The following is an 8,550-nucleotide window of genomic DNA, read 5'->3' as shown; positions in this document are numbered from 1 at the left end:
CCGCAAGCGTCCGTCGCTGAGCACGACCTGCGCGGCGTCGTCCACACCCTGCCGGACCTCGTGCTCGGCAACACGAAACCGGCGCTGATCGTGTTCGCCATCGCGGCCGCGCTGCTGCTGCTCATCACCTGCGTGAACGTCTCCAACCTGCTGCTCGTGCGGGGGCTCGGACGCGTGCGCGAGATCGCCGTCCGCCTCGCGCTCGGTGCCGGCCGACGGACGATCGTCGCCCAACTGCTCACGGAGAACGCGCTGCTCGCCGCTGCCGGCGGGGTGCTCGGTGTGGCCGTGGCCGCGGGCGCTGTGCATCTGTTCGTCGCGTTCGCGCCGGCCGGCACTCCGCGTCTGGACGAGATCGGAATGAACGGAGCGGCGCTCGCCGGCGCGGTCGTGATCACGACGCTCGCGGTGCTCGTGTTCGGGCTCGGGCCGGCCGTGATCACGTCGCGTGTGGATCTGCAGGACGCGCTGCGGTCGGGCACCCGGCAAACCGGTTCACGGCGCAGCCGGTTGGCGGCGGGGGCGTTGGTGGCGGCGCAGGTCGCGCTCGCGATGGTGGTGTTGTCGGCGGCCGCGCTGATCGCCCGGAGCCTGGCGAATCTCGAACGCGCGCCGCTGGGCTTCGCGTCGTCCCACCTGCTGGTAGCCGAGTTGGCGATGCCGGCCAACGAGTTCGACAGTCCGGCCAAGACCAACGCGATGCTGGAGGCGCTCACCCCCGAGCTGCGAGCGATTCCGGGGGTGCTCGGTGTGTCGCCCGTGGTCGCCGCGCCGTACTCGGGATCCGCCGCGTGGAGCGGAATACCCGCCGCCGAGGGACAGTCGGCGGAGCAGGGCAGTGCGAACCCGATCGTCAACATCGAACTCGTGGGCGCCGACTACTTCGCGGCCATGGGGCTGCCGGTGCTGCGGGGACGCGGGTTCACCGTCGACGATCGCGCCGGCGCGCCGACCGTCGCGGTGATCAGCCGGTCGGTCGCGGCATACTACTGGCCCAATGACGACGCGATCGGGAAGCGGCTCGCGATGGGAGGGGACTGGACGCACGGTGCGACGGTGGTGGGTGTCGTGCCGGACACACGGTACCACGCGCTGCGCGAGGCGGTGCCGAACGTCTACTTCCCGCTGCGGCAGTCGTTCTTTGCTGCGGCACCGACGATGCTCGTGGTGCGTACCAGCGGACCACCCGCGGAGGTGGTCCCCGCGCTCCGGCGCGAGATCGCACGGTTGGTGCCCGGTGTGGGGTTGGCCAGCGCGTCCCCATTCGATGCCTACTTGAATGAACCGTTGGCCGAGCCGCGTCTGAACACGTTTCTGCTCACGGTGTTCGCGACGGCGGCCGTGGCCCTGTGCGCGATCGGTTTGTTCGGGACGATGGCGGCGATGGTGCGGCAGCGGACGCGCGAGATCGGCGTGCGGATGGCGCTCGGCGCCACGGCGGCCAATCTCACGGCGATGATGCTGCGGCGCGGGCTCACGATCGCCGCGGCGGGTATCGCGCTCGGGCTGGCCGGCGCGTACGCCACGAACCATCTGCTCGGTACGCTGCTGTACGGTGTGAGTCCGACCGACGGCATGACGCTCGCGGCGGTGGCTGCCGCGATGCTCGGGGTGGGCCTGTTGGCGACGGTGGTTCCGGCGCGGGCCACGGCGCGCGTGGACGCGGTGGTCGCGCTGCGGGCGGAGGAGTAGAGGACACGTGTCGTGAACCGAATCCAGCAGATCGTCCGGATTCTCTTCGCAACCGGTGGCAGATGCATGCTCGAAACGGCGTGCGGGCGTTTCGCGTTTGCAGGCGATCTGGTGCACATGCAAGGGAGCGCCATCTCCTGCTGAATGGGCGCATCGAACTGGACTTCGTCACCGACGCGCTTGAAGCGTCAAAGGCGATCAAGGCGCCGGTGAAGGTCATCTACTCGCGCGAAGACGACATGCAACACGATTTCTACCGCTGCGCGTCGTGCCACAAGATGGGCGCCGGGCTGGACGCCAAGGGCGCGCCGACGCTCTGGACGCACCTCGTGGCCGCGCCGAGTTCGATGGAGCACCTGTTCCCCGGTTCGGTGAAGAACGGCCTCGATCCCGAACTCGTCGAGGGCGCGATGGCCATGCCGTACGCCATTCCCAACGTGCTCGTCGAGTGCAAGGTGGTGGACACGGGGATCCCCGTGGGTTTCTGGCGCTCGGTGAACAACTCGTACAACGCCTTCGCGGTGGAGACGTTCATCGACGAACTCGCGCACGAAAGCAGGAAAGATCCGTACCACTTCCGCCGCGACCTGCTCACCGATTCGCCGCGTCACCTGCGCGTGCTCAACCTAGCCGCCGAAAGAGCCGGGTGGGGCACGGCGCTCCCGGCGGGACGCGCCCGCGGCATCGAGGTGCACCTGTCGTTCCAGAGGTACGTGGCCGAGGTGGCCAAGGTGAGTGTGGCGAGCGACGGCGCCGTGCAAGTGCACGAGGCGGTGTGCAACGCGATCTTCGTGCTCGCGGGCAAGAGGATCAGGAAGTTGCCGGTTGGGAGGGTGGGGTAGGGGCGGGAAGTGGCCCTGTCGCCCTTCGGGGTGCCGCCATGCCCGCGCGGGCACCCGCTCTTGCGTTGAACAGGCTGTAACATCAAAGTCGCATCCGTGAACACTCAAGAAGTGGTCGCTACGCTCCAGCCCGGTGATGGTCAGGCCGAACGCATTGCGGTCGATACCACCAGGGGCTCGCTCATTCACTGGTTGATCCGCCGACGGCCCGACGGGCGTCCCATCTCTACCGGCGCGACGGCCTTCCTGGTTGTCGCGCTCGGGGCCTATGTGCCCATCGTGATCGCGGCGTGGCTCGGGGGCCTTCCATTGCTGCACCCCACCGATGCCGTGCACCTCCCGCTTTTCTATGATACCAATACCGCGTGGATGTGCTTGGTCAGCCTTCCGACTCTGCTCGTCCTCACGGTGCGGGACCAACGTGCGCTTGACGAGGCCCTTTCCCGTGCGCAGGACGATGGGGTGATCCGCGCACACGAGGGTGCTGCGGAACAGCTCAAGGCCAAGTATGAGAAGGTGTTTCTAAGGTTGAATGTATTTAGTCAGGTTCTCGGGCTCGCGGCTGGTATTGCGCTCGCCGCGGCAAACTACAGCGTCATGCGCAACCCGAAACTCGCCCCGTGGGGCTCGCCCAGCGGAGTGATCCAGCCCGCCGGATATTACATGCTGGCCGTTGTCGTGGTCCTGTACGCCTTGGTCACGATCTACATCTTCCGCAGCGCGGGCTTTGTGGCCTTCCTCAGGGGCATGGTCAAGAAGTCGGATGTGGACATGCTGCCCCTGCACCCGGACGCCTGCGGGGGGCTCCGCCCGATGGGGGACCTCGGCTTGCGAAATCAGTATGTCCTGACCGTGTTCGGGATTAATCTGATCTTCCTGGCGTACGTCACGCAGACCTACCTCGGTGACCTCGGATTGATGCAATTCCTGGTCGCGCTTGGCGCCGCGGCCTATCTCATCCTCGGACCTCTGGTCTTCCTCGGTCCCTTGCTACCGTTCAGAGGCGGCATGCTCGACGCCAAGCGGCGGCTGCTCAGGCCGGTCGCGGAGCGACTGCGCCTGGAGCTCTCGAAGGTGGAAGGAAATCTCGCCGGCGGTGTGATCTCCAAGCAGGACGAGGAATTGATCGACCGGCTCCAGAAGCTCGGAACCATGATCGACTCCCTCCCGGTCTGGCCCTTCGACGCCGGCACGTTGCGCCGGTTCCTGACTGCGTACGTGTTGCCGGTCGCCGGCGCGATCGGATTGCCGCTGACCGACATGCTGATTAGAGCCAGGCTCCATGTCCCGTAACCTGCCGTTTGGATGCCAGGCTGCCGGATTCACACCATCCCGCCTCGGCTGCAGAACGGTGCGCTTTCCTTCGCGGAGTTTCGATGACGCTCGGGCAGCCTCGCTCGCGTAGAGTCTTGATGAGGTAGCGAGGAGAGGCTTGTTGAGCGGTCGGCCGGTTCCACCATCTTCGTGCACGTGCCCGGATGGTGGAATTGGTAGACACATGTGCTTGGCAGGCACATGCCCGAGTGGGCGTGCGGGTTCGAATCCCGCTCCGGGCACGGCCATACTCTGATCTTGACTCGGCGCCGAGCGGGGACTAGCCTAGGGTGTGCCTGCCAAGCACGTGTTTCAGCCGTGAACGCCCGCCGCTTCTTGCGGCGGGCGTTCTCGTTGGTGGTCGTCGCGATCCCGGCCCGCCACGTTCTGCCCCCAGCCGGCGTAATGTGAGTGTAAGGTCCCGCCGGTATGTTCAGTATCCCCGGCCACCCCCCGCCACCATCTATAAGAGAGACAGGCCTCCTCATGCGCCACCTTGCCTTCGCCTCCGCCCTCGCCGCGGCGCTGCTTGTGCCAGCCACGCCGCTCATTGCCCAACAGCCCGCCTCCGGTGGCCCGTACAAGGTGCTCCAGCGCGCCCGCGTGGGCGGCGAGGGCGGCTGGGACTACATCTACGCCGGCCCCGACGGCCGCCTGTACATCCCCCGCGGCGCCTCGGAAGCCGTGGCCGCCACCGACTCGACGCCTGCCCAGCCCGCGGCCGCCGAGCGCGTCATGGTCTACAACCTCCGCACGCTGGCGCCGGTGGGCGAGATCCCCAACGTGGGCGGGCACGGCGTGGCGGTGGACCCCAAGTCCGGTCACGGGTTCGTGAGCGGGCCCAAGGTCACGATGTTCGATACTAAAACGCTCAAGGTGCTCAAGGAGATCGACGTCGGCGACGCCCGCTCCGACGGCATCATGTTCGATTCGTACAAGGCGCGCGTCTACATCTTCAGCCACCCCACGCACAACGCCACCGTCATCGACGCCAAGACGGGCGACGTGGTCGGCACGATCGACCTGGGCGGCACTCCCGAAGAGGGCATCGCCGACGGCAAGGGCACGCTGTACGACATCATGCAGGACGCCAACGGCAGCGTGGCGGTGGCGAACGTCAACACGATGAAGACGGTGAAGCACTACCCGCTGGGCGGCCCCGGTCGCTGCAACGGACTCGCGCTCGACGCCGAGCACGATGTGCTGTTCGCGGCGTGCGCCGCCTCCGGCCCCATGGTGCAGGGCGAGCCACCCAAGGCGGTGATGGTCGTGCTCAGCGCCAGGGACGGAAAGATCCTGGACCGGATTCCGCTGCCCGGCGGGTCCGACGGCGCGGTGTTCAACCCGGCCACGCAGGAAGCGTTCGCCACGCTGGGCAACGGCTACCTGGCGGTGGTGAAGGAGAACAGCCCCACGAGCTTCACGCTGGAGCAGACGCTGCCCACGATGAACGGGGCGCGCACCATCACGCTCGACCCCACCAGCAATCACATCTTCACGATGAGCTTCGAGCGTGGGCCGGCCCCGCCGCCGCCACCGCCGGGCAGTGATACGGGCCGCGGGCGCGGCGGCAGGGGCGGCTTCTATGGCCGCATGGGCCGGCCGATCCCGGGGTCGTTCACGATCCTCGAGATCGGCAGGTAAGCGCTTCAGGGGCCGGCGGGCGCCTCGCTTGCGGCGCCCGCCTGCCGCCGATACGATATCTGCCGACCGCCGCGGAGGACACGCCCCGTGAACCGAAGCCAGCACGTCGTCCGGATTCTCTTCGCACTCGGCATCATGAGCGTGGGCGTGATGGTGCTGGTATACGGGTATTCGATACTCGTATTCATGCCCCCGCCCCCTGCGTGGGTCCCCGTGCTCCGGCCGGTGGGCGTGACGTCGGGCATCCTCATGCTCGCGACCGGGACCGGCCTGTTGCTCCAACGCACCGCCGGCATATCGACGCGCATCCTGCTTCCCTTTCTGCTGCTCTGGACGCTCACGCGGCTGCCGGTGGTGGCCGCGGATCCGCTCAGGGAGATCACCTGGTTTGCCGTGGGTGAAGTGGCGGCGCTGGCCGCCGGAGCGTTGGTGCTCTTTGTCCGCTTCGCCGGCTTGAAGCCGGGTTCCAGACTGCAGACGATCACGGCGGAGCACGGAGCGACGATCGCGCGGATCCTGTTGGGGTACTCCGTGACCACATTCGGACTCTCGCACTTCTTCGAGTTTGCCGCTCGCACGGTGTCGTTGGTGCCGCATTGGCTTCCGTATCGCACCGCGTGGGCCGATCTCACGGGCGCCGCGCAGGTCGCGGCCGGCCTGGGCGCGCTGTTCTCCATCTATCCGCGTTGGTCGGCGGCGTTGGAAGCCGCGCTGCTGAGCGTGTTCACGGTGCTCGTCTGGGTACCGGCGGTGGTCACCAATCCGGCGATGCAGTCCAACTGGGTGGAGTTCCTGCTCACCTTCGCGCTGGCAGGGGCGTGCTGGGTGGTGGCGGAGGGGATGCCGGCGAGCGCGCCTGCATCCTGAACGGCCGGTTGGACGCACGCGACTTCTTGGTCCAGCTCACCAGGGCCTACTTCAAGGGGGGTAGGTGCGAACATCGCGCGGGATGAAGCGATTTGCATCGCCCATCGCGATAGTGGTGCCGAGCTTTGTGGGGCTCCGCCCCATGTTGGGTCCATGGAACGTCAGTCTGACTCTTGCGTCGTACCCAGTTTGGGTATAATTATACCCAATATGGGAACGACGGGGCAGGCGCGATCATCGGGACTCGCCGCGGCGCTCTTCACGCCGGTGCAGGCGCGCGTGCTCGCGCTCGTCTTTGGGCAGCCCGACCGACGGTTTCAGAGCGCCGAACTTATCCGGCTCGTTGAAGGCGGGACGGGCGCGGTTCACCGGCAGCTTGCTCGGCTTGCCGAGGCCGGTTTGGTGACGGTGACCCGAGTCGGCAACCAGAAGCACTACCAGGCCAACGCCGACTCACCGGTGTACCATGAATTGCACGGACTGGTGGTGAAAACTGTGGGCCTCGTCGAGCCGCTCCGGCTGGCGTTGGCTCCTCACGCTTCCCGAATCCGGGCGGCGCTGGTCTATGGCTCCGTGGCAAAGGGGAGCGACCGCGCCGGGAGTGACATCGACCTGCTCATCCTGTCGGACTCGATGCGCCACGACGAAGCATTCGATGCCGTGGCGCCGGCAGAGTCCATTCTCGGGCGGGCGGTGAACCCTACGTTGATGTCCGTCAAGCATTGGCGAGCCAAGCGGTCGAGCAAGGGTTCGTTCGTGGCGCGAGTGGCCGAAGCGCCGCACCTCTTCGTGATCGGCAGCGAGAGTGATCTCAGCTGAGTTGGAGAATCTGGTTCGCGTCGGGCAACTCAAGCGCGAGCCGACGTCCCCCGAGGAGGTCACGGGCCTGCGGAGGTCGGGCGAGGCGCGCCTGACCGACGCTACGAATGAGGGGCTGTCTCTCGACAGCCGTTTCGACCTCGCATACAACGCCGCACACGCCCTCTCGCTTGCAGCGCTTAGACTGGCGGGATATCGTTCGGAAAATCGTTATATCGTGTTTCAAACGCTGGCGCATACGCTCGGCGTGCCCGCGGCCGTGTGGCGGATCCTGGCCAAGTGTCACGGTATGCGAAATCAGGCCGAATACGAAGGCGTAGTCGATGTGGATCAACGATTGGTTGACGATCTGATCATCGCGGCAACGGCTGTTCGGGAAGCCTTGAAGTCGCGGAGTCCGTCCAACACGCGATAGGCTTGTCGACCCCCGCCAAAGCGGCTCACCGCCGCCGCATTCCAGCATTGCGGCGTGCGGATCTTGGGGTTCCAGAATTCGGGGGCGCCGAACTCCTGCGCCCACGACCTCCCCACAAAACACACGAAGCCATTGCTGCCGCGCACCGCCGTCTCGTAGCCGGTCGCACCGAACACCAGAATCTCGGCGCTGCTCATGAACTTCGTGTTGGTGGACTGCTCTACCTACTCGTGCCTGAGCGCGACGATGGGATCGATGCCCATGGCGCGGCGGGCCGGAGAATAGCAGGCGGCGACGGTTACCAGCAGGAGCAGTCCGGCCACCGCTACGAACGTGACGGGATCGTGGGCCGTTACGCCGAAGAGTTGCGTGGCCACGAGTCGCGTGAGGCCAAGGGCGGCCAGCGCTCCAACCGCGGCGCCGGTGAGCGCCATGCGCGCCCCCTGGCCGAGTATGAGGCGCATGACCTGGGTGCGTTGTGCCCCGAGAGCCACGCGCACGCCGATTTCGTGTGTGCGCTGGCCCACGAGGTACGAAACCACGCCGAAGATGCCGACGCAGGCCAGGATCAACGCCAGCCCCGCGAACACGCTGAGCAGGATCATCGAGAGTTGCCGTGCGGAATACGAACTGGCCACCACGTCGGCCATCGTCTCCACGCCGTAGATCACGTCGCCGGGTTCGACGTCGTTTACGGTGCGCCTCACGGCAGCCATCACGGCGGCGGGATCGCCGTCGGTGCGCAACACCACGGCCACGGCGTCGGCCGCCAGCGGCATGAGCTTTTCCGGAAGCTGCATGAACGGGTAGTAGATCTGCGCCTCCACCGCCGACTTGGGGTCGGCGTCCAGGCGCCACTGCTTGATGTGGCCCACCACGCCCACGATCTCGGCCTGCACGTCGAACCCCGCGATGTTGATGCGCTGCCCGATGGGGTTCTGACCGGCGAAGTAGGTG

The 8,550-nt window shown here is 66.8% G+C and carries 8 protein-coding genes and 1 tRNA gene; 7 read left to right on the top strand and 2 right to left on the bottom strand.

Features of this window, described 5'->3' with window-relative positions; genetic code table 11:
• From VNF92_03880 to VNF92_03850, 7 genes are all read left to right on the top strand, one after another.
• Positions 1-1,692: FtsX-like permease family protein (locus VNF92_03880; GenBank protein HVA57003.1), on the top strand; the 1,692-nt coding region annotated here is incomplete at its 5' end.
• 62 nt (positions 1,693-1,754) lie between these two features.
• A complete protein-coding gene (locus VNF92_03875) occupies positions 1,755-2,534 on the top strand; it encodes a molybdopterin cofactor-binding domain-containing protein (protein ID HVA57002.1) in 780 nt (259 codons plus the stop codon).
• Between the two features lie 96 nt (positions 2,535-2,630).
• Complete coding sequence (locus VNF92_03870; GenBank protein HVA57001.1) at positions 2,631-3,827, top strand: hypothetical protein; 1,197 nt, start codon at positions 2,631-2,633, stop codon at positions 3,825-3,827.
• A gap of 179 nt (positions 3,828-4,006) precedes the next feature.
• Positions 4,007-4,090 (top strand) — tRNA-Ala (locus VNF92_03865).
• 244 nt (positions 4,091-4,334) lie between these two features.
• Entirely contained in the window at positions 4,335-5,492 is a 1,158-nt protein-coding gene (locus VNF92_03860) for a hypothetical protein (protein ID HVA57000.1), read from the top strand.
• A gap of 87 nt (positions 5,493-5,579) precedes the next feature.
• Entirely contained in the window at positions 5,580-6,359 is a 780-nt protein-coding gene (locus VNF92_03855; GenBank protein HVA56999.1) for a hypothetical protein, read from the top strand.
• A gap of 210 nt (positions 6,360-6,569) precedes the next feature.
• The gene (locus VNF92_03850) at positions 6,570-7,178 is read left to right on the top strand and encodes a nucleotidyltransferase domain-containing protein (GenBank protein ID HVA56998.1); all 609 of its coding nucleotides are present in this window, start codon (positions 6,570-6,572) and stop codon (positions 7,176-7,178) included.
• A 330-nt stretch (positions 7,179-7,508) separates the two neighbouring features.
• Here VNF92_03850 and VNF92_03845 read toward each other — a convergent pair whose 3' ends face one another.
• Together VNF92_03845 and VNF92_03840 are read right to left on the bottom strand one after the other, a co-directional pair.
• Entirely contained in the window at positions 7,509-7,790 is a 282-nt protein-coding gene (locus tag VNF92_03845) for a hypothetical protein (protein HVA56997.1), read from the bottom strand.
• A gap of 27 nt (positions 7,791-7,817) precedes the next feature.
• A partial coding sequence (locus tag VNF92_03840; protein HVA56996.1) for an FtsX-like permease family protein occupies positions 7,818-8,550 on the bottom strand: 733 nt, incomplete at its 5' end.

Source organism: Gemmatimonadaceae bacterium (genome assembly GCA_035533015.1).
In the GTDB taxonomy this organism is placed as follows: Bacteria; Gemmatimonadota; Gemmatimonadetes; order Gemmatimonadales; family Gemmatimonadaceae; genus JAGWRI01.
This window is presented reverse-complemented; position numbering and strand designations above follow the sequence as displayed.